We start from the raw sequence: 20,231 nt of genomic DNA, 5'->3' as shown, positions 1-20,231 counted from the left end.
GGAGGTTTCCAGCCACCCCACACCCCACGGGATTTGTAGATGTATTCACCATACTTTCGGACAGCGGTCCGCAAGGGCAGCCACGCCCGCCGCGCCCCGGCACAAAAAAATGCCCCCCGAGCCGCGTTTCCGCAGATCAGGGGGCATTTATATGTGGAGCCTAGGAGATTCGAACTCCTGACATCTGCCTTGCAAAGGCAGCGCTCTACCAACTGAGCTAAGGCCCCATGGAACTGGACGCACCCGTCCCAGGCGGGAGAGCGGTCGTTCCGCAGAACAGAGTACCGGGTGTACCCCCTCATCCCGCAAAATGATAGGGACTCCCGCCCCGCGACCACTCTCCGTAAGATGCTCGCGAGGTTCGCACCAGCGAAGGGGAGTAGTAAGAGTGGACGCAGTACAGCAAGAGGCTACGGCCAGAGCCAGGGAGCTCCAGCGCAGTTGGTACGGGGAGCCGCTGGGCGCGCTCTTCCGCCGGCTCATAGATGACCTCGGCTTGAACCAGGCCCGCCTCGCTGCCGTCCTCGGACTGTCGGCGCCCATGCTGTCGCAGCTGATGAGCGGCCAGCGCGCCAAGATCGGCAACCCGGCCGTGGTGCAGCGTGTCCAGGCCCTCCAGGACCTCGCCGGCCAGGTGGCCGACGGAAGCGTCAGCGCGGCGGAGGCCACCGACCGGATGGACGAGATCAAGAAGACCCAGGGAGGCTCCGTCCTCAGCAACAGCGGCCAGACCCCCACCAGCTCCGGCGCACCCACGGTCAAGCGGGTCGTCCGCGAGATCCAGTCGCTGCTGCGCTCGGTCTCCGCGGCCGGCGACATCATCGACGCGGCGAACACGCTCGCCCCCAGCCACCCGGAACTGGCAGAGTTCCTCCGGGTGTACGGCGCGGGCCGCACCTCCGACGCGGTGGCCCACTACGAGGCGCACCAGAACTGAGACGTACGAGGGCGGACGACGGGTGACGGGGGACGGGCGCAGCGATGGGTGAGGTCTTCGCCGGTCGGTACGAGTTGATCGATCCGATCGGGCGCGGTGGCGCGGGCGCCGTATGGCGGGCCTGGGACCACCGCCGGCGCCGCTACGTCGCCGCGAAAGTCCTGCTGCAGAGCGACGCCCACACGCTCCTGCGGTTCGTACGGGAGCAGGCGCTGCGGATCGATCACCCGCACGTACTGGCCCCTGCCAGCTGGGCGGCCGACGACGACAAGGTCCTCTTCACCATGGACCTGGTCGCCGGCGGCTCGCTCGAACACGTGATCGGGGACTACGGTCCCCTGCCGCCCCGGTTCGTGTGCACCCTGCTCGACCAGCTCCTGTCGGGGCTGGCGGCGGTGCACGCGGAGGGCGTGGTCCACCGCGACATCAAACCGGCCAACATCCTGATGGAGGCCACCGGAACCGGGCGTCCGCACCTGCGGCTGTCCGACTTCGGCATCTCCATGCGCAAGGGCGAGCCCCGGCTGACCGAGACGAACTACGTGGTCGGCACGCCGGGCTATTTCGCCCCCGAGCAACTGCTGGGCGCCGAGCCCGACTTCCCCGCCGACCTCTTCGCCGTCGGGCTGGTCGCCCTGTACCTCCTCCAGGGGCGCAAGCCCGATTCCCAGGCCCTGGTGGAGTACTTCCTGGCCCACGGGACGCCGGGCGCCCCGCAAGGCGTTCCCGCCCCGCTCTGGGACGTCATCGCCAATCTCCTGCTGCCGGACCCCCAGAGCCGGTTCAAGACGGCCACAGGGGCCCGCAAGGCCCTTGCCGAGGCGGTGGAGCTGCTGGCCCCGCCCGCCCCGGACGAGGGTCCGGTGGAGGTGTTCGACCAACTCGGGCCGCTGCCGCCCGGATTCGGCCCCGAGGGCCCGGTGGCCACGGCGGCGGTGACGCCCGGGGCGCCCACCGCGGGCGGGGCGGCGCCGGGCGGGCCCGCCTCGGTGACGATGGCCGCGGAGCCCACCCGTACCGATCCGCGCGGTACGGCTGCGACGGGGGCGACGGCTCCGATGGCCCCGCCCGCTTCGAACGCTTCCACCGCTTCGACGGCCCCGTACGCGGCCGTCCCGGCCCAGGTGCCGGCGTACGGACCCTCGGAGACGGGCAGCTTCCACCTGCCGCCGCCGACCGTGCCGGACGCGACGGCCGCCACCGCCCCCGGGGCGGCCCGCGGGATCACTCCGCCCCCGCCGAAGGCGGTGGCCTCGATCCTCGCCGCGGCCCTGCTCTGCTTCGCCGTGGGCGTCTGGGCCCTCACCCAGCTGTAGCGCCGCGCCCCCGTCGGCCGAGCAGGATCCAGCCGCCCAGCACGAGCAGCAGCACCGTCCCGGTGCCGAAGCCGGCGCCCGCCACGACCCGCATCACGGACCGGTTCGCGGCGGCGTCGGCGGCCTCCGGGGCGGTGAGCCCCTCCTTGGCGGCGATCCGGTCCTCGGCTCCGACCCCGAACCCTCCGGCGGCCAGACTCCCCTTGTACGCGGGCGCCTTGGCGGGGGCACCGCTGACGTCCACCCGCAGGGTCAGCGGCACGGGCACCGCGTCCTCGGTGAATTCGGCGACCTTCCCGCCCATGGTCACCGCGACGTAGTACCAGCCCGCGATGCTCACGGACCGCACGGCCCGGTCGGTGGAGAAGCGGTTCTCGTAGGCGACCGGAGGGGTCTTCTCCAGGGTGATCCCGGCCTGCTTGCCGTCGTACGAGGTGTCCTTGTCCGAGATCGGGCTCCGGTAGGGACTGTAGAGGGAGACGGTGAGCCCGCCCGGGGCGAAGCCGGACGGCTTGGTCAGCTTGGCCGCGGCGAGTTCGGCGCCGAGGCCCAACTGCCGGCCCCAGTCCAGCGGGACCCGGTAGTAGCGGGTCTGGCCGGGCCTCATCTCGTCGCGCCACACCCCCGCGTCCAGCGCGCGGGCGTCGTTGAAGCCGGTGCCTCCGGCGCGGCCCACCGCCTCGGTGCCGGGCAGGGCCGGGGGACCCGAGGGCCAGGTGCTGGGCGCGGTGGTGGGAAGGCCCGGACCGCGGCCCGGTTCCCGCTGCACGCGCAGTTCGAGCGGCCAGGGGCTCTGGTCGGAGGGCTTGGCCGAGGTCCGGGTGACCTTGGCGTAGTACACGCCGGCGGGCGCGCAGTCCGCGTCCTCGTCCCCCCACCGGACGCCGGCGGCGCTGAGGGGGGAGGGGTCGTAGCCGAAGTTTGCCCGGCCGGTACTGCCCAGGCAGGAGCTGCCGGCGGTGGTCATGATCTCCACCTCGATGCCGTCGCTGGGGGAGACCTTCGCGCCCGGAGCGGGCCGGACCACGGCGGAGACGTAGACGTTGGACTCGTCCTTCTCCAGCACCAGCCGGTACACGCGCTCCCCGGGAGCGAGCGTGTCCTTGTAGAGGGATCCGGCCTCCAGGAGCGGGGCGTCCGCCGTGGACGGCTTGCCCTCGACCGGCTTCGCGCCGTCGGCGGCGCGGTACGTCGGCAAGGGCTGCGGAGCGGCCCCCTCGGCGTGCGCGAGCCCCGGCAGAGCGGCCACCAGGCCCAGGCCCAGACCCAGGCCCAGGGCCGCCGCCCCCACTGTCGTCCGTACCCGACCCATCACACCCACCCCGAGTTTGCTAGCGCAAGCCAAATCTTTGCATAACGCAAGTTTTCGTCACAGAACAGCACAAAGCCCCGGCCGCAGCGGCAGCCGGGGCTTCATAGATCAGCCTTCGGTCTCACACACCGGAACCAGAGGGCACGGAGTCAGTTGCCTCCGTCCACAGGTCCTGCTCGGCGCGGTCCGCCTGGATCTGGCGGTACACGAGGAGCCCGCCGATGGCGGCCAGTGCGACCAGGAGCAGCTTCTTCACCGCGCGACCTCGTCTTTCGTTGACGTAGGGGACTTCTGGCGCCCAACAATACACACCGACCGATACCGATCGGTGACCTGCCGGCCCACCAACCGGCCCAACGACGAAGACCCCCAGGCCTTGGGCCTGGGGGTCTTCGACACTGTGGGGCTAACAGGATTTGAACCTGTGGCCTCATCCTTATCAGGGATGCGCTCTAACCAACTGAGCTATAGCCCCATCCGCGCTGCGCGCTGACTCCTGAAGATTAGCGCACAGACCCGGTCAGGCCAAAATCGGTTCCTGAGGGGCGTCTGCGCAGGTCACTCGTCCTCGGCGAGGGTCAGCTCCACACCGCCGACGAAGCCCGCCGACAGGTTGTAGATGAACGCGCCGAGCGTCGCCAGAGCCGTCGCCAGCACCACGTCGATCACCGCGATCACCGACGTGAAGATCAGTACGCGCGGCAGCGACATGAACGCCTGGAGGTCGAAGCCGTTGCTCTCGTTCGAGCCGGTCGCCTCGCTGATCGTGCTGCCGACGGTCGAGAAGACGCCCATCGCGTCCATGACCATCCACAGCACCACCGACGCCACGATCGTGCAGATGCCGAGCGCGATCGACAGCAGGAAGCTGACCTTCATCACCGACCACGGGTCGGCCTTGGCCACCCGCAGCCGCGCCTTGCGCGTCCGGGGCGGCGTACGGACCCCGGTGCGCGGCTTGCGCTGCGCGGTGGCTCCCGTGCCGCCCCGCGGCGCCCCCGGGCCCGAGGGCGCCGCGTAGGCCTGCGGCGGGTGGTACGGCTGTGCGGGCCGCTCCTGGCCGGCGTCCGCGTCGGCCGGCGGCTGCGGCCCTCGGGTGTCCGTCACGGTTCCCCCCTGGGAGTCCGCGGCAGGGCCACGGGCACCGTTCGCTCCAGTCCCGGCCGGTCCGGCGCCCGTGGCTCCACTCACGACTTACTCCTCGTGCTCCCCGGCCGAAGGCTGCGTGCCCTCGGCGGCCTCGGCGGCCGGTCCGCCGGCCACCTCGGTCTCGTTCTCTTCGCCCACGACCTCATCAGCTTCCTGACCGGCCTCGGCGTTACGGGCGATGCCGACCACGGCATCGCGCTTACCCAGGTTGATCAGCTGGACGCCCATGGTGTCACGGCCGGTCTCCCTGACTTCGTTGACGCGCGTACGGATCACACCACCGCTGAGCGTGATGGCGAGAATCTCGTCCGTTTCGTCCACCACGAGCGCCCCTACGAGCGACCCGCGGTCCTCCACGATCTTCGCGGCCTTGATGCCGAGACCACCACGACCCTGGACGCGGTACTCGTCGACCGGCGTCCGCTTGGCGTAGCCGCCGTCGGTCGCGGTGAAGACGAACGTACCGGGCCGGACCACGCTCATGGAGAGCAGTTCGTCACCCTCGCGGAAGCTCATGCCCTTCACGCCCGAAGTGGCGCGGCCCATCGGACGCAGCGCGTCGTCGGTCGCCGTGAAGCGGATCGACTGCGCCTTCTTGCTGATCAGGAGCAGGTCGTCCGCTGCGGACACCAGCTCGGCGCCGATCAGCTCGTCATCGCTGCCGTCCTCCGTCTCACGGAGGTTGATGGCGATCACACCACCCGAACGGGGCGAGTCGTAGTCCTTGAGCGCCGTCTTCTTCACCAGGCCGCCCTTGGTGGCCAGGATCAGGTAGGGCGCCGCCTCGTAGTCGCGGATCGCGAGGATCTGCGCGATCTTCTCGTCGGGCTGGAAGGCCAGCAGGTTCGCCACGTGCTGCCCGCGCGCGTCCCGGCCGGCGTCCGGGAGCTCGTACGCCTTGGACCGGTAGACCCGGCCCTTGTTCGTGAAGAACAGCAGCCAGTGGTGCGTGGTGGACACGAAGAAGTGGTCGACCAGGTCGTCCTGCTTCAGCTTGGTGCCGCGCACGCCCTTGCCGCCGCGCTTCTGCGAGCGGTAGTCCTCGGTCTTGGTGCGCTTGACGTAGCCGCCGTGCGTGATCGTGACGACGATGTCCTCTTCGGCGATCAGGTCCTCGATGGACATGTCACCGTCGAAGGGCACCAGCTTGGAACGCCGGTCGTCGCCGAACTTCTCGACGATCGCCGCCAGTTCCTCGCTCACGATGGAGCGCTGACGCTCCTCCGAGGCCAGGATCGCGTTGTACTCGTTGATCTTGGCCTGGAGCTCGTCGTGCTCGGCGACGATCTTCTGCCGCTCCAGCGCCGCCAGGCGCCGCAGCTGCATCTCCAGGATCGCGTTCGCCTGGATCTCGTCGATCTCCAGGAGGCCCATCAGGCCCTCGCGCGCGATCTCGACCGTGTTGCTGCGCCGGATCAGCGCGATGACCTCGTCGATCGCGTCCAGCGCCTTGAGCAGGCCGCGCAGGATGTGGGCGCGCTCCTCCGCCTTGCGCAGGCGGAAGCGCGTGCGCCGGACGATGACCTCGATCTGGTGCGTCACCCAGTGGCGGATGAAGGCGTCGATCGACAGCGTGCGCGGCACGCCGTCCACCAGCGCCAGCATGTTCGCGCCGAAGTTCGTCTGCAGATCGGTGTGCTTGTAGAGGTTGTTCAGCACCACCTTGGCGACCGCGTCCCGCTTCAGGACGATCACCAGGCGCTGGCCGGTCCGCGACGAGGTCTCGTCACGGACGTCGGCGATGCCGCCGACCTTCCCGTCCTTCACCAGGTCGGCGATCTTCTGCGCGAGGTTGTCGGGGTTGGTCTGGTACGGGAGCTCCGTGACCACCAGGCACTGGCGGTTCTGGATCTCCTCGACCTCCACCACCGCGCGCATCGTGATGGAGCCGCGACCGGTCCGGTACGCCTCCTCGATACCCTTGCGGCCCACGACCAGGGCACCCGACGGGAAGTCAGGGCCCTTGATCCGCTCGATGAGCGCGTCCTGGAGCTCCTCGTGCGAGGCCTCCGGGTGCTCCAGCGCCCACTGCGCACCCGCCGCGACCTCGCGGAGGTTGTGCGGCGGGATGTTGGTCGCCATGCCGACCGCGATGCCGGCGCTGCCGTTGACCAGCAGGTTCGGGAAGCGCGCCGGCAGGACCGTCGGCTCCTGGTTGCGGCCGTCGTAGTTGTCCTGGAAGTCGACGGTCTCCTCGTCGATGTCCCGGAGCATCTCCATGGCCTGCGGCATCAGCTTGCACTCGGTGTAGCGCATCGCGGCCGCCGGGTCGTTGCCCGGAGAGCCGAAGTTGCCGTTCGAGTCCACCAGCGGCATGCGCATCGACCACGGCTGGGCCAGGCGGACCAGGGCGTCGTAGATCGAGCTGTCACCGTGCGGGTGGTACGTACCCATGACGTCACCGACGACGCGGGCGCACTTGTAGAAGCCCTTCTCGGGCCGGTAGCCGCCGTCGTACATCGCGTACAGCACGCGGCGGTGCACCGGCTTGAGGCCGTCGCGCACGTCCGGCAGGGCGCGCGAGACGATGACGGACATCGCGTAGTCGAGGTAGGAGCGCTGCATCTCCGTCTCGAGCCCGACGGGCTCGATCCGCAGCACGGGCTGCTCCTCCGCGGTGTTCTCAGCGTTCTCTGCGGTGGGGGTGGTTTCGTCGGCCATTGCTGGTCAGAAGTCCTTTCAGGCGGTCAGCGGAGACCGACTCAGATGTCGAGGAACCGAACGTCCTTGGCGTTGCGCTGGATGAAGGAGCGCCGTGCCTCGACGTCCTCGCCCATCAGCACCGAGAACAGGTCGTCGGCCTGCGCCGCGTCGTCCAGCGTGACCTGGCCGAGGACACGGTGGTCCACGTCCATGGTGGTGACGCGCAGCTCCTCGGCGTTCATCTCGCCCAGACCCTTGAAGCGCTGGATCGAGTCCTCGCGGACCCGCTTGCCGTTCTGCTTGCCGAGCTCCGTCAGCGCGTCGCGCTCGCGGTCCGAGTACGCGTACTCGAAGTCGTCCCGGCCCCACTTGATCTTGTAGAGCGGCGGACGGGACAGGTACACGTGACCGGCCTCGACCAGCGGCCGCATGAAGCGGAAGAGGAAGGTCAGCAGCAGGGTGTTGATGTGCTGGCCGTCGACGTCGGCGTCCGCCATCAGGATGATCTTGTGATAGCGGAGCTTCTCGATGTCGAAGTCCTCGTGCACACCGGTACCGAAGGCACTGATCAGCGCCTGGACCTCGGTGTTCTGGAGGATCTTGTCGATACGGGCCTTCTCGACGTTCAGGATCTTGCCGCGGATCGGCAGGATGGCCTGGTACATCGGGTTGCGGCCGGACTTGGCGCTGCCACCGGCCGAGTCGCCCTCGACGATGAAGATCTCGCACTTCGTCGGGTCGTTCGACTGGCAGTCCGACAGCTTGCCCGGCAGCGAGGCGCTCTCCAGCAGGCCCTTGCGACGGGTGAGGTCACGGGCCTTGCGGGCCGCGACGCGCGCCGTGGCCGCCTGGATCGACTTGCGGACGATGTCCGCGGCCTCGTTCGGGTTCCGGTCGAACCAGTCGTTGAGGTGCTCGTGCACGACCTTCTGCACGAAGGTCTTCGCCTCCGTGTTGCCCAGCTTGGTCTTCGTCTGGCCCTCGAACTGCGGCTCGCCCAGCTTCACCGAGATGATCGCCGTCAGACCCTCGCGGATGTCCTCGCCGGCGAGGTTGTCGTCCTTCTCGCGCAAGAACTTCTTCTCGCGCGCGTACCGGTTGACCAGGCCCGTCAGCGCCGCACGGAAGCCCTCCTCGTGCGTACCGCCCTCATGCGTGTGGATCGTGTTCGCGAAGGAGTACACGCCCTCCGTGTACTGCGAGTTCCACTGCATCGCGATCTCGACCGAGAGCATCCGCTCCTTGTCCTCGGACTCGACGTCGATGACGGTGGGGTGGATCAGCTCGCCCTTGCGCGAGTTCAGGTACTTCACGAAGTCGACGATGCCGCCCTCGTAGTAGTACTTCACCGTGCGCGCCGCCGGCTCGGCCGCGTCCGCGTCCGGATCGTCGGCGCCCACCGTGGCCTTCGCCGACTCGCGCTCGTCGGTGAGCGAGAGGGTGAGGCCCTTGTTCAGGAAGGCCATCTCCTGGAAGCGCCGCGACAGCGTCTCGAAGGAGTACTCGGTCGTCTCGAAGATGTCGCCGTCGGCCCAGAACGTGACCGAGGTGCCGGTCTCGTCGGTCGCCTCGTTCTTCGCCAGGGCGGCGGTCGGGGCACCGAGCTTGTAGTCCTGGGTCCAGCGGTAGCCGTCACGCCGGACCTCGACCGCGACCCTCGTCGACAGGGCGTTCACGACGGAGACGCCCACGCCGTGCAGACCGCCGGAGACGGCGTAGCCGCCGCCACCGAACTTGCCGCCCGCGTGCAGGACGGTCAGGACGACCTCGACGGCCGGCTTGCCCTCGGACGGCACGATGTCGACCGGGATGCCGCGGCCGTTGTCGACGACCCTGACACCCCCGTCCGCCAGGATCGTCACGTCGATGGTGTCCGCGTGGCCGGCCAGGGCCTCGTCGACGGAGTTGTCCACGACCTCGTAGACGAGGTGGTGCAGACCACGCTCGCCCGTGGAGCCGATGTACATGCCGGGCCGCTTGCGGACCGCGTCCAGGCCCTCCAGGACCTGGATGTTGCTGCCGGTATACGAAGACCCACCTGCCTCGGCGACCTCGCCCTCGGTGGTGGACTCGTTCTTGTCGTTGGGGTTGCCGGAATCGGCCACGAAGCGCCCTTTCTGGCACAGCACAGGCCGAACTCCGGGCCAGCAGGCATGCAAGCAGGAGCGGCTGCGTCGATCTGCGTTGTCAGCTTTTGTCAGCGGGATCCCGCAAGCGGGCGGGATTTGCTTCAGTCTACCGGTACCACGGACATGAATGGGGGTTTGCGGGTACCTGAGTCCGCATGTGCCGCCCTGAACCTCCTCTCTCCGACTCCCCACATCCGGGAAGGGGCTCAAAGAGGCTCACACGGGCATCCAGCCCTTCGGCCTGTCAACCTCCGACTACCGTGAGGGACACCACCCGAACCGAGCCCCACGGGGCCCACTCCAGCCCTTCCAGCCCCGCCGGCGTTTGAGGCGCGGGGTCCGGGGCGGAGCCCCGGGTCCCGGCGCAGCCGGGCTCCCCGGGCGGCTCCCTTAGCCGTACGTGTCCCCCGGCCCCTTACTCCCCGGCGCCCGCCACGGCCCGTACCCCTTGGGCCGCCCCCCAGGCCCCCGCACCAGGATCACCCGCACCGTGCCCTGCCCCAGATCCCCGTTCAGCCGCGCAACCAACTGCGGAGCCAGCAGCTTCAGCTGCGCCGCCCACGCCGAGGAATCGCACCGCACCACCAGCTCACGGTCCTCGTACCGCTCCGGTTCGCAGTGCGCCGCGATCTCCGGGCCGACGATCTCCGGCCAGCGCTCCATCACGCCCGCCACCGCCATCGGCATCTCCCAGCCGCGCTCGGTCCGCAGCCGGTCCAGCGCCGCCATCAACGGCATCGGGTCCCGGCCGTCCGCGCGGGCGCCCGAGCGCAGCCCCGGCTGCTGCTGGCGCTTCTTGCCGCCGGCCGCGTTGCCCCGGGCCCGCGCCTGTTCCCGCGCCGCCGCGAGGGCCTGGCGCGCCAGGTCCACCCCGGAGACCTCCGGAGCCTTGCGACCCTCCCGCGGGTCCTTGCCGTGCTGCTCGCTCACAGCCGGGTCACCTCACCGCCGGACACCGCGAACCGCTTTCCCGCCAGCACCCCCGGGACGTCGTCGTCCACCGCCGCCGTCACCAGCACCTGCTCGCCCTGCGCCACCAGCTCCGCCAGCCGCTCCCGGCGCCGCGCGTCCAGCTCCGCGAAGACGTCGTCCAGGATCAGCACCGGCTCGCTGCCCTCCGAGCGCAGCAGCTCGTAGGAGGCCAGCCGCAGCGCCAGCGCGTACGACCACGACTCGCCGTGGCTCGCGTACCCCTTCGCGGGCAGTTCCCCGAGCCGCAGCAGCACGTCGTCGCGGTGCGGGCCCACCAGCGTCACTCCGCGCTCGATCTCCTGCTTGCGCACGTCCGCCAGCGCGGCCAGGAGCACCTCGTAGATCGCCTCGCGGGTGCGCGCCGCGCCGCTGTCCACCGGCTCGCCGGCCGAGGACCTGTACGACAGCCCTAGCGGGCCGCCGCCGGGCGCGAGCTGCTCGTACGCCTTGTCCGCCAGCGGCAGCAGCGTCGCGATCAGATCCAGCCGCTGTGCCAGCAGCTCCGCGCCCGCGCGCGCGAGGTGCTGGTCCCACACGTCCAGCGTCGACAGGTCCATCGACCGCCCGCCGTGCCGCCGCGCCATCGCGGCCGACTTCAGCAGGGTGTTGCGCTGCTTCAGCACCCGCTCGTAGTCCGAGCGGACCGCCGCCATCCGCGGCGAGCGCGCCGTGACCAGCTCGTCCAGGAACCGCCGCCGCTCCCCCGGGTCGCCCTTGACCAGCGCCAGGTCCTCCGGCGCGAACAGCACCGTCCGTACGATCCCCAGCACGTCCCGAGGCCTCACCTGCGAGGACCGGTTGATCCGGGCCCGGTTCGCCCGTCCCGGATTCAGCTCCAGCTCCACGAGCTGCTGCCGCTCGCCCTGGGTGACGGCCGCGCGGATGATCGCCCGGTCCGCGCCCATCCGTACGAGCGGGGCGTCCGAGGAGACGCGGTGGCTGCCGAGCGTCGCGAGGTAGCCGATCGCCTCGACGAGGTTGGTCTTCCCCTGGCCGTTGGGGCCCACGAAAGCGGTGACGCCCGGGTCGAGGGGGACCTCGGCCCGGGCGTACGAGCGGAAGTCGGCCAATGAGAGATGCGAAACATGCATACGGCGCCGACCTCCCCCGGCTTCCTTCCCACTACTCGCTGTACTGCTGTGCCGCTCTGAACTGCGCGGCCTGGTTCCCGACTGCTACTTCTGCGACGGCTGCCTTCCGACTACTTCTTCTCGACCGCGTGGCCGCCGAACTGGTTGCGCAGGGCGGCGATCATCTTCATCTGCGGGGAGTCGTCCTGCCGCGAGGCGAACCGCGCGAACAGCGACGCGGTGATCGCGGGCAGCGGCACGGCGTTGTCGATCGCCGCCTCCACCGTCCAGCGGCCCTCGCCCGAGTCCTGCGCGAAGCCGCGCAGCTGTTCCAGGTGCTCGTCCTCGTCGAGGGCGTTCACGGCCAGGTCCAGCAGCCAGGAGCGGATGACGGTGCCCTCCTGCCAGGAGCGGAAGACCTCGCGGACGTCGGTGACCGAGTCCACCTTCTCCAGCAGCTCCCAGCCCTCGGCGTAGGCCTGCATCATGGCGTACTCGATGCCGTTGTGGACCATCTTCGCGAAGTGGCCCGCGCCGACCTTGCCGGCGTGCACGGCGCCGAACCGGCCCTCGGGCTTGAGGGCGTCGAAGACCGGCTGCACGCGGGCCACGTCCTCGGCGGCGCCGCCGTACATGAGGGCGTAGCCGTTCTCCAGGCCCCACACGCCACCGGAGACACCGCAGTCGACGAAGCCGATGCCCTTGGCCGCCAGTTCCCCGGCGTGCTTCTCGTCGTCGGTCCAGCGCGAGTTCCCGCCGTCGACCACGACGTCACCCGGCGACAGCAGCTCGCCGAGCTCGTCGACGGTCGACTGGGTGGCCGCACCGGCCGGGACCATGACCCACACGACGCGCGGGGCCGGCAGGCTGTCCACAAGCTCCCGCAGGCTGTGGACATCCGCGAGGTCCGGGTTGCGGTCGTATCCGATGACGGTGTGGCCTGCGCGGCGGATGCGCTCGCGCATGTTGCCGCCCATCTTGCCGAGACCGACGAGACCAAGCTCCATCAGGTGGTTCCTTAAGCGTTGTGGCCGTCTTTGCCGGGGGGCCCGTGGATCCCGGGGACCACCCCAGGCCCCGAGCCTACGCCGGGCCGTGCGGCCCGGCTCCATGGGGCGCGCACTGCCGCGCACTGGCCCCCGTAACGCGCTCAGGCCCGGTCTCGCGGTCCGCGAAACCGGGCCTGACCTGCGAAGAATCAACCGGAAAGGCGCACCGGCATGATCAGGTACTTGTAGCTCTCGTCCGCTTCCGCGTCCATAGCCGGGCGGCCGCTGAGCAGCGCGGGCTTGGTGGACGTGGTGAAGCTGAGCTGGGCCACCGGCGAGGCGATCGCGCTCAGGCCGTCCAGCAGGAAGGTCGGGTTGAAGGCGATCGAGATGTCGTCGCCGTCCAGCTGCGCGTCGACCCTTTCCACAGCCTGTGCGTCGTCGGAGGAGCCCGCCTCCAGGATCAGCACGCCCTGCTCGAAGCTCAGCCGGACCGGGGTGTTGCGCTCGGCGACCAGGGCCACGCGCTTGACGGCCTCGACGAAGGGCGCGGTCTCGATCACGGCGATGGAGTTGAACTCGGTCGGGAACAGCGTCCTGTACTTGGGCAGGTCGCCCTCGAGGAGCCGGGTGGTGGTGCGGCGTCCGGCGCCCTCGAAACCGATCAGGCCTTCGCCCGCGCCGGAGCCGGACAGCGCCAGGGTCACGGTGTCACCGCTGGTCAGCGAGTTGGCGATCTCCTGGAGCGTCTTGGCGGGCACCAGGGCCACGGCCGACGCGTCCGGGTTCTCCGGCTTCCACAGGAACTCGCGGACCGCGAAGCGGTAGCGGTCGGTGGAGGCCAGGGTGACGCGGTCGCCCTCGATCTCGATGCGGACACCGGTCAGCACGGGCAGCGTGTCGTCACGGCCGGCGGCGGTGGCCACCTGCTTGGCGGCGGAGGCGAAGACCTCACCGGGCACGGTGCCGGTCGCGGTCGGCATCTGGGGCAGTGCCGGGTATTCCTCCACAGGCAGGGTGTGGAGTGTGAATCGCGAGGAGCCGCAGACCACGGTCGCCCGTACACCCTCTGTGGAAATCTCCACCGGGCGGTTGGGCAGGGCGCGGCAGATGTCGGCGAGCAGCCGGCCGGAGACGAGGACGGTGCCGTCCTCCTCGACGTCCGCCTCGACGGAGACACGGGCCGAGACCTCGTAGTCGAAGCCCGAGAGGCTCAGCTTGCCGTCCTCGGCCTTCAGCAGCAGGCCCGCGAGAACGGGCACCGGCGGCCGGGCCGGGAGGCTACGGGCCGCCCAAGCCACCGCCTCCGCGAGTACGTCGCGCTCCACCCGGATCTTCACCGGAACCGCCTCCTGCTGTTGCTCGCTCGTCTGCCGGCCTTCGTCGTCGGCTCGTCGATGCCTCGACCGATGCCGGGGACCAGTCTGACGTACGGCGCCGACAGTCGGTGCGGTCGGCGGTCAAGTCGGGAGCGAGGCGTCGGGGCGGCCGCTCGACGAGTTGTGCACAGGACCCGCTTGAAAACCGAATCCGGGCTCACTCTCTATGGGGGTAGTAGTAGGGCCTGTGGAAACGGTGGATAACCCCGTTCCCGCAGCTCAACCCCGGTTTTTTATCCACCGACCCTGTGGGCGACACCGGTGGACAACCCGGTGTCCCTGTGGAGAACGAAAAGTTCTGCACAGGCTGTCCCCAGGGGACCCCCACTACTCCACAGGTGTGTCCCCAGCTTTCCCCCGGTACTCCACAACCCAAACGTCTACTTCCGTGTGACCGCTTTCACTCCGGCCGGTGAGAGGGGGTGGTGCGTTGCCGAACGGTGGACAAGGGTGTGGAGAAGAGATCGCATCCTGTGCACAGGGTGGGGAAACCTGTGGGGCGACGGTGGACAACGACGTGGACATGGCTGTGGACGAAATAGTTGTCCACAGCCTGTGGATGACGCTTGCGCACAATTCCACAGGGTGTTGACCTGGCCTGATGGGTACTCACCCCGCACGCCTGTGGATAGATTGTGGGTGACGGGGCGCGTCCCCAGGCTGTGGACGGAAGGAAGTCCCTGAATCTGTGGATGAGTTGCTCCGGCGGGGGCGTATTCGAACAGGTCAGGGGCGCGCGGACGAAGAAGGGCGCCCCCGTTGTGGTCCGGGAGCGCCCTCTGAACGCGTGGGGAGAGGCCCTGGCGCGGCCCCGGCACAGCGGCCGGGGGCCGTTCTCAGGCGTTCTTGATGCGGTTGGTGAGCTCCGTGACCTGGTTGTAGATGGAGCGGCGCTCGGCCATGAGAGCGCGGATCTTGCGGTCCGCGTGCATGACGGTGGTGTGGTCGCGGCCGCCGAACTGTGCCCCGATCTTGGGCAGTGACAGGTCCGTGAGCTCCCGGCACAGGTACATGGCGATCTGCCGGGCGGTGACCAGGACCCGGCTGCGCGAGGAGCCGCACAGGTCGTCCACGGTCAGACCGAAGTAGTCGGCGGTGGCCGCCATGATGTCGGTGGCGGTGATCTCCGGTGCGCTGTCCTCGCCGCCCGGGATCAGGTTCTTGAGGACGTCCTCGGTGAGGCCCAGGTCGACCGGCTGCCGGTTGAGGCTGGCGAAGGCCGTGACCCGGATCAGCGCCCCCTCCAGTTCGCGGATGTTGCGCGAGATGCGGGAGGCGATGAACTCCAGTACCTCCGGCGGGGCGTTGAGCTGCTCCTGGACCGCCTTCTTGCGCAGGATCGCGATACGGGTCTCCAGCTCGGGCGGCTGGACGTCGGTGATCAGGCCCCACTCGAAGCGGTTGCGGAGGCGGTCCTCCAGGGTGACGAGCTGCTTGGGCGGCCGGTCGGAGGAGAGCACGATCTGCTTGTTGGCGTTGTGGAGCGTGTTGAAGGTGTGGAAGAACTCCTCCTGCGTCGACTCCTTGCTCGCGAGGAACTGGATGTCGTCGACGAGCAGGATGTCCATCTCGCGGTACCGCTTGCGGAACGCGTCGCCCTTGCCGTCGCGGATGGAGTTGATGAACTCGTTGGTGAACTCCTCGGAGCTCACGTACCGCACCCGGGTGCCGGGGTAGAGGTTCCGCGCGTAGTGCCCGATGGCGTGCAGCAGGTGCGTCTTGCCGAGGCCCGACTCCCCATAGATGAAGAGGGGGTTGTAGGCCTTCGCGGGCGCCTCGGCGACGGCCACCGCGGCGGCGTGCGCGAAGCGGTTGGAGGCGCCGATGACGAAGGTGTCGAAGAGGTACTTGGGGTTCAGCCGGGCGGTCGGCTCCAGCGGGCCCGAGGTGGAGCCGCCGGACGGGGCCGGCGCCGCGGGCCGGCCGGGGGCCTGGCGCTGCGAGGGCTGCTCGTACGGCTGCTGCTCGTACTGATGGGACTGATGGGCCTGGTGCGGCTGCTGGGGCTCGTATGGGGACTGCTCGTACTGCTGCTGTTCGTAGGAGCCCTGGTCGTAGCCGGAGGGCTCGGACTGCTGGAGGTAGCCCGGCTGCGGGGAGGCGTACGGGTCGCGCTCGGGGAAGCCGCCGAGGCGGGGCTGCTGCCATCCGTAGTCGTCCTGCTGGCCGCCGCGGGGCCAGGCGCCGGGCTCGGGCCGCGGCTGCTGGTAGTCCGGGTAGGCGGGGCGGGCGGTGGGGAGCTGGTCGTCGGACGGGCCGCTGCCGGGGCGCTGGCCGCCGTACGTCTCGTACCCGCCCGGCTGCTGGACGGGCGGGGCGGGGGGCGCGGGCTCGCCGGCGGAGTCGTCCACGGTGATGGCGATCCGGATGGGGCGGCCGCACTCCCGGCTGAGCGCGTCACTGATCAGCGGGGCGAGGCGGCCTTCGAGGACGCGCTTGCCCCACTCGTTGGGGACGGCCAGCAGTGCGGTGTCGGCGACGAGTGCCAGGGGCTGACAGCGCTCGACCCACTGCTTGTCCTTGGGCTCGATCCCCGGCTGTCCCTCCCCGAGGAGCTTTTCGAGCACCCTTGGCCACACTGCGGCAAGATCGGCAGGTACGTCAGCCACAGGGCACGCTCTCTCACAGGAGTCCCACGAATGTGTGGTTCTTTGGGACGGTCGGGACAAAAAATCCGGGGTCGGGCAACGGTAGTCAGGCCAACGGGTACGGTTCAAGTCGTTGTCCACAGCCTGTGCACAGTGTGGGGCCACGTCGGCTCGGTTTGACCGGATGGCGTAGCCGCGCGTACCGTAACGAGGTCGAGTTGTCGATGGCTGCTGCCGCCTGCCTACCGATGGGCGAAGGTCACTGATAGTGATCATTTAGCGGTGCCACTCGGGCGAACACGCGAGTTTCCTCGTGGGCGCACGGTGACAGCCAGGCGATGTCCCGCCACAACGATTCATTCTCTGGAGCCCCCGAGTGAGCAAGCGCACCTTCCAGCCGAACAACCGCCGTCGTGCCAAGACCCACGGCTTCCGCCTGCGGATGCGTACCCGTGCCGGTCGCGCGATCCTCGCGAACCGTCGTGGCAAGGGCCGCGCCGCCCTTTCCGCGTAACAACACGCAGGTCGTGACGTCGTGCTGTCTCCCGAAAATCGGCTGAGGCGGCGCGAGGACTTCGCGAGCGCGGTACGTCGAGGTCGTCGGGCTGGTCGCCCGCTCCTCGTCGTCCACCTACGTACAAGCGGTGCAACGGACCCGCACGAGTCGGGGGAGATCGATCCCTCGGCGCGTGCGGGTTTCGTCGTCAGCAAGGCTGTCGGCAATGCCGTCATACGTAACCGGGTGAAGCGCCGTCTGCGCCATCTGGTCCGAGAGCGGCTGTCGCAGCTGCCCGCCGGTAGCCTGGTGGTGGTACGTGCGTTGCCCGGAGCGGGTGATGCCGGCCCCGACGAACTGGCCCGGGACCTGGATGCCGCTCTGGTGCGGCTCCTGGGAGGCGTCGCTCGATGAAGTACCCGCTGCTCGCTTTGATCAAGCTGTACCAGTGGACGATCAGTCCGCTGCTCGGCCCGGTGTGCCGCTACTACCCGTCGTGTTCGCACTACGGATACACGGCCATCGACCGGCATGGTGCGGTGAAGGGGACGGCTCTGACCGCCTGGCGGATCCTGCGGTGCAATCCGTGGTCCCCGGGTGGTGTGGACCACGTCCCACCTCGTAAACGCCCGCGTTGGCACGAGCAGCTGCGCAGTGCGTTGCGTAGATCTCGCAATGCTCAAGGAGCCTGATTAGTGGACACGATCGCCAGTATTTTCGCCTTTATCACCACACCCGTTTCGTGGATCATCGTCCAGTTCCACACGCTGTACGGTGCGATCTTCGGTGCGGACAGTGGGTGGGCCTGGGGCCTGTCCATCGTGTCCCTGGTGATCTTGATCCGTATCTGTCTGATCCCGCTCTTCGTGAAGCAGATCAAGGCGACGCGGGGCATGCAGGCGCTCCAGCCGAAGATGAAGGCGATCCAGGAGCGCTACAAGAACGACAAGCAGCGCCAGTCCGAAGAGATGATGAAGCTGTACAAGGAGACGGGTACCAACCCGCTCGCCTCGTGCCTTCCCATCCTGGCGCAGTCTCCGTTCTTCTTCGCTCTGTACCACGTGCTGGCGAACATCGCCGATGGCAAGAAGATCGGCGCGATGGACCAGCAGCTGGTCGACAGCGCCCGTGAGGCCAAGATCTTCGGTGCGCCGATCGCCGCCAAGTTCATGGACAGCTCGGAGAAGGTCGCGGCCCTGGGGGCCTCGCTGACGGACGTCCGGGTCGTGACCGCAGTCATGATCATCCTGATGTCGCTGTCGCAGTTCTACACCCAGCGTCAGCTGATGCAGAAGAACGTCGACCTGTCGGTCAAGACGCCCTTCATGCAGCAGCAGAAGATGCTGATGTACATCTTCCCCGTGATCTTCGCGGTCATGGGCATCAACTTCCCCGTCGGTGTTCTCGTCTACTGGCTGACCACGAACGTGTGGACCATGGGTCAGCAGATGTACGTGATCAGCCAGAACCCGACTCCGGGCAGCAAGGCTCAGGACCAGTACCTGACGCGTCTGCTGAAGCACATCGGCTCGCACGGTGACGTCAGGGGCCGGGGCAAGAAGAGGGTCGTCGCGGCGATCGTCGCCAAGGGCCCGGACCGCAACGACAACGAGCGCAAGTTCATCACGGCCCTGTCGAAGCAGGGCATGGCCGCCCAGCCCGACGGTTCCGTGATCAAGAGTGTCGAGGTCACGGCAGACTCGGATGCGGCGAGCGGCGGTGCCCCCAAGCGGCAGCAGCCCAAGCGGCAGTCGAAGTCGCAGCGTCAGACGCCCAGCAAGTCCTCTCCCAAGAAGTAAGAAGGAGTCCCTCCCGTGACGGAAGGCACCACCACCGCCGCCGCTGAGAGTGGCGACACCCTGACCCGCCTCGAGCAGGAGGGTGAGATCGCGGCCGACTACCTCGAGGGTCTGCTGGACATCGCCGACCTGGACGGCGACATCGACATGGACGTCGAGGCCGACCGGGCCGCGGTGTCGATCGTCAGTGACTCCGCCAGCCGTGATCTGCAGAAGCTCGTGGGCCGCGACGGTGAGGTTCTGGAGGCTCTGCAGGAGCTGACCCGCCTTGCCGTGCACCGGGAGACCGGGGATCGCAGCCGGCTGATGCTGGACATCGCCGGGTTCCGCGCGAAGAAGCGCGAGGAGCTGGCGGCGCTGGGCGCCCAGGCGGCGGCGGACGTGAAGGCGTCCGGCGAGCCGATGAAGCTTGCTCCGATGACTCCGTTCGAGCGGAAGGTCGTCCACGACGCCGTGGCGGCCGCCGGTCTGCGGAGCGAGTCCGAGGGCGAGGAGCCGCAGCGCTTCGTCGTTGTGCTCCCGGCCTGACCGCCAGCGCAAGTATTCGGCCCCGTCTGTGTCGCAGGCGGGGCCGATGTTTGTCAGCCTGGCATGTGAACGACGCGGCATCTTTCGCGGCATCTTGAAGACGTGGTTGTTTCAGAACCATGCGGTACGGAAGGACGGTCCCCGTGACGGAGGCAGCTGAGCTTCCCCCGGCGCCTGAAGAGGCGCGCGCGGTGTTCGGTGAGTTTTTCCCGGAAGCTGTGCGGTATGCGGAGCTGCTGGCGGACGCGGGAGTCAAGCGGGGCCTGATCGGGCCGCGCGAGGTGCCGCGGCTGTGGGAGCGGCACCTGCTGAACTGCGCTGTGCTGTCGGAGGTGGTGCCCCAGGGCGTCACCGTGTGCGATGTGGGTTCGGGCGCGGGTCTGCCCGGCATCCCGCTGGCGCTGGTGCGACGGGACCTCAAGATCACGCTGCTTGAGCCCCTTTTGCGTCGGACGACCTTCCTCCAGGAGGTCGTGGAGCTGCTGGGCCTGGACCACGTCACGGTGATGCGCGGGCGGGCCGAGGAGGTCCTCGGCAAGCTGCAGCCCGTGCACGTGGTGACGGCGCGCGCCGTGGCTCCGCTGGACCGGCTGGCCGGCTGGGGCGTGCCCCTGCTGCGTCCGTACGGGGAGATGCTGGCGCTGAAGGGCGACACCGCCGAAGAGGAACTGGTGTCGGCGAAGACCGCGCTGACGAAGCTGGGTGTGGTGAAGACCTCGGTCCTGCACGTGGGCGAGGGTCTGGTGGATCCGTTGTCGACGGTGGTGAGGGTCGAGGTCGGAGAGAGCCCCGGCGGGGTGAGATTCGCGGCCAAGCGGGCCAAGGCGGCCCGGGTGAGTCGCACCCGTCGTCGCCGTTGATTCTCCGATGAGCCGGGTTCAAGCGGGTATTTCGCCTGTGTTGGGCCCTATAGGTATGGATTTC

Annotated in this window: 18 protein-coding genes and 2 tRNA genes; 8 read left to right on the top strand and 12 right to left on the bottom strand. The window is 69.0% G+C overall.

The window, feature by feature from the left end:
• Window positions 1-154: 154 nt before the first annotated feature.
• Window positions 155-227 (bottom strand) — tRNA-Ala (locus ACZ4TV_RS05950).
• A gap of 161 nt (window positions 228-388) precedes the next feature.
• Between ACZ4TV_RS05950 and ACZ4TV_RS05945 the strand changes: the two genes are divergently transcribed.
• Both ACZ4TV_RS05945 and ACZ4TV_RS05940 read left to right on the top strand, forming a co-directional pair.
• Entirely contained in the window at window positions 389-937 is a 549-nt protein-coding gene (locus tag ACZ4TV_RS05945; RefSeq protein WP_468131112.1) for a helix-turn-helix domain-containing protein, read from the top strand.
• A gap of 44 nt (window positions 938-981) precedes the next feature.
• Window positions 982-2,253, top strand: coding sequence for a protein kinase domain-containing protein (locus ACZ4TV_RS05940; protein WP_468131110.1), 1,272 nt, complete (start codon window positions 982-984; stop codon window positions 2,251-2,253).
• Here ACZ4TV_RS05940 and ACZ4TV_RS05935 read toward each other — a convergent pair.
• The 11 genes from ACZ4TV_RS05935 to dnaA form a co-directional block, all read right to left on the bottom strand.
• Window positions 2,240-3,565, bottom strand: a complete 1,326-nt coding sequence (locus tag ACZ4TV_RS05935; protein ID WP_468131458.1) for a hypothetical protein — start codon at window positions 3,563-3,565, stop codon at window positions 2,240-2,242. The genes ACZ4TV_RS05940 and ACZ4TV_RS05935 overlap by 14 nt on opposite strands.
• Before the next feature lie 121 nt (window positions 3,566-3,686).
• Entirely contained in the window at window positions 3,687-3,821 is a 135-nt protein-coding gene (locus ACZ4TV_RS05930) for a DLW-39 family protein (protein WP_208809277.1), read from the bottom strand.
• Between the two features lie 145 nt (window positions 3,822-3,966).
• Window positions 3,967-4,040: transfer RNA gene (locus ACZ4TV_RS05925), tRNA-Ile, on the bottom strand.
• Window positions 4,041-4,123: 83 nt separating this feature from the next.
• The gene (locus ACZ4TV_RS05920) at window positions 4,124-4,672 is read right to left on the bottom strand and encodes a DUF3566 domain-containing protein (protein WP_468131108.1); all 549 of its coding nucleotides are present in this window, start codon (window positions 4,670-4,672) and stop codon (window positions 4,124-4,126) included.
• Between the two features lie 87 nt (window positions 4,673-4,759).
• Entirely contained in the window at window positions 4,760-7,375 is a 2,616-nt protein-coding gene (gene gyrA, locus ACZ4TV_RS05915; RefSeq protein WP_468131106.1) for a DNA gyrase subunit A, read from the bottom strand.
• Window positions 7,376-7,416: 41 nt separating this feature from the next.
• On the bottom strand, window positions 7,417-9,486 hold the full coding sequence (gene gyrB, locus ACZ4TV_RS05910) for a DNA topoisomerase (ATP-hydrolyzing) subunit B (protein ID WP_468131104.1): 2,070 nt from the start codon (window positions 9,484-9,486) through the stop codon (window positions 7,417-7,419).
• 390 nt (window positions 9,487-9,876) lie between these two features.
• On the bottom strand, window positions 9,877-10,416 hold the full coding sequence (locus tag ACZ4TV_RS05905) for a DciA family protein (protein WP_468131102.1): 540 nt from the start codon (window positions 10,414-10,416) through the stop codon (window positions 9,877-9,879).
• Complete coding sequence (gene recF / locus ACZ4TV_RS05900) at window positions 10,413-11,549, bottom strand: DNA replication/repair protein RecF (RefSeq protein ID WP_468131100.1); 1,137 nt, start codon at window positions 11,547-11,549, stop codon at window positions 10,413-10,415. The genes ACZ4TV_RS05905 and recF overlap by 4 nt, the downstream gene beginning before the upstream one ends.
• Before the next feature lie 110 nt (window positions 11,550-11,659).
• Window positions 11,660-12,535 (bottom strand): phosphogluconate dehydrogenase (NAD(+)-dependent, decarboxylating), encoded by an 876-nt coding sequence (gene gnd, locus ACZ4TV_RS05895; RefSeq protein WP_468131098.1) that lies wholly within the window; start codon window positions 12,533-12,535, stop codon window positions 11,660-11,662.
• A gap of 191 nt (window positions 12,536-12,726) precedes the next feature.
• A complete protein-coding gene (dnaN, locus tag ACZ4TV_RS05890) occupies window positions 12,727-13,857 on the bottom strand; it encodes a DNA polymerase III subunit beta (RefSeq protein ID WP_468131096.1) in 1,131 nt (376 codons plus the stop codon).
• 875 nt (window positions 13,858-14,732) lie between these two features.
• Window positions 14,733-16,505, bottom strand: coding sequence for a chromosomal replication initiator protein DnaA (gene dnaA, locus ACZ4TV_RS05885; RefSeq protein WP_468131094.1), 1,773 nt, complete (start codon window positions 16,503-16,505; stop codon window positions 14,733-14,735).
• A 355-nt stretch (window positions 16,506-16,860) separates the two neighbouring features.
• Here dnaA and rpmH point away from each other — a divergent pair, with 355 nt between their 5' ends.
• The 6 genes from rpmH to rsmG all read left to right on the top strand — a co-directional run bounded on the left by rpmH (window position 16,861) and on the right by rsmG (window position 20,167).
• On the top strand, window positions 16,861-16,998 hold the full coding sequence (gene rpmH / locus ACZ4TV_RS05880) for a 50S ribosomal protein L34 (protein ID WP_008741645.1): 138 nt from the start codon (window positions 16,861-16,863) through the stop codon (window positions 16,996-16,998).
• 21 nt (window positions 16,999-17,019) lie between these two features.
• Window positions 17,020-17,394, top strand: a complete 375-nt coding sequence (gene rnpA, locus ACZ4TV_RS05875) for a ribonuclease P protein component (RefSeq protein ID WP_362389471.1) — start codon at window positions 17,020-17,022, stop codon at window positions 17,392-17,394.
• Window positions 17,391-17,672: a membrane protein insertion efficiency factor YidD gene (gene yidD, locus ACZ4TV_RS05870; protein ID WP_076043740.1), complete on the top strand. Its 282-nt coding sequence runs from the start codon at window positions 17,391-17,393 to the stop codon at window positions 17,670-17,672. The genes rnpA and yidD overlap by 4 nt, the downstream gene beginning before the upstream one ends.
• Window positions 17,673-17,675: 3 nt before the next feature.
• Entirely contained in the window at window positions 17,676-18,779 is a 1,104-nt protein-coding gene (gene yidC / locus ACZ4TV_RS05865; protein WP_468131092.1) for a membrane protein insertase YidC, read from the top strand.
• Window positions 18,780-18,794: 15 nt separating this feature from the next.
• Entirely contained in the window at window positions 18,795-19,307 is a 513-nt protein-coding gene (locus ACZ4TV_RS05860; protein WP_030707720.1) for a Jag family protein, read from the top strand.
• Window positions 19,308-19,450: 143 nt separating this feature from the next.
• Window positions 19,451-20,167, top strand: coding sequence for a 16S rRNA (guanine(527)-N(7))-methyltransferase RsmG (gene rsmG, locus ACZ4TV_RS05855; protein WP_468131089.1), 717 nt, complete (start codon window positions 19,451-19,453; stop codon window positions 20,165-20,167).
• Window positions 20,168-20,231 lie beyond the last annotated feature (64 nt).

The organism is Streptomyces sp. NPDC028910 (assembly GCF_055564955.1).
Note: the sequence above shows the minus strand (reverse complement) of the source record. Positions and strands in the feature narration are given on the sequence as shown.